The 538-nt window shown below is 48.1% G+C and carries 2 protein-coding genes; both read right to left on the reverse strand.

From position 1 onward, the window contains the following. On the reverse strand, window positions 1-282 hold a 282-nt coding region (locus QVP03_RS02505), incomplete at its 3' end, for a transcription termination/antitermination NusG family protein (protein WP_288210610.1). 14 nt (window positions 283-296) lie between these two features. After that, window positions 297-494 (reverse strand): preprotein translocase subunit SecE, encoded by a 198-nt coding sequence (gene secE, locus QVP03_RS02510; protein WP_022332076.1) that lies wholly within the window; start codon window positions 492-494, stop codon window positions 297-299. Window positions 495-538: the final 44 nt, after the last annotated feature.

Below are 538 nucleotides of genomic sequence, written 5' to 3' on the forward strand. Positions count from 1 at the left end.
ATCGCCGAGGAAACCCAGCACATTGGGAGTATTACGAATTATAATCGGAATCTGACCTACGAACGCGGCCTCCACCAACACATAGCCCGGATAAGAAACCTTCTCCTTGGAGACTTTCTTTCCGTTGCGGATGGTATAGACCTTTTCGGTGGGAATCAGTACCTGAGATATGTAATCCTCCAGGTGGTTGTGGCGAATCTCGGCCTCGATATACTCTTTGACCTTGTTCTCCTTACCGCCGATGGCACGGACGACATACCACTGTTTTTTTATCTCGCTCATCGTTTCAGCAACAATTAACGGCCAAAACCACCCAGTACCTTGTAAATCAGAGCCATCAGGTTCTCGAACGACAAGTCCATCGCCAATACGACGACTGCGAAGATGACCGAAGCCACCATCACGACGATCGTAGAGCTCTGGAGCTGCGGGAACGTAGGCCACGTCACCTTGTTTACAAGCTCGTTGTAGGATTCTTTAACGTAATTGAACATATCTTCTTCTTTTACTTTTGGCAGGAGCAGAGAGATTCGAACTC

Source organism: Alistipes sp. CAG:29 (assembly GCF_000435435.1).
GTDB classification, from domain to species: domain Bacteria; phylum Bacteroidota; class Bacteroidia; order Bacteroidales; family Rikenellaceae; genus Alistipes; species Alistipes onderdonkii.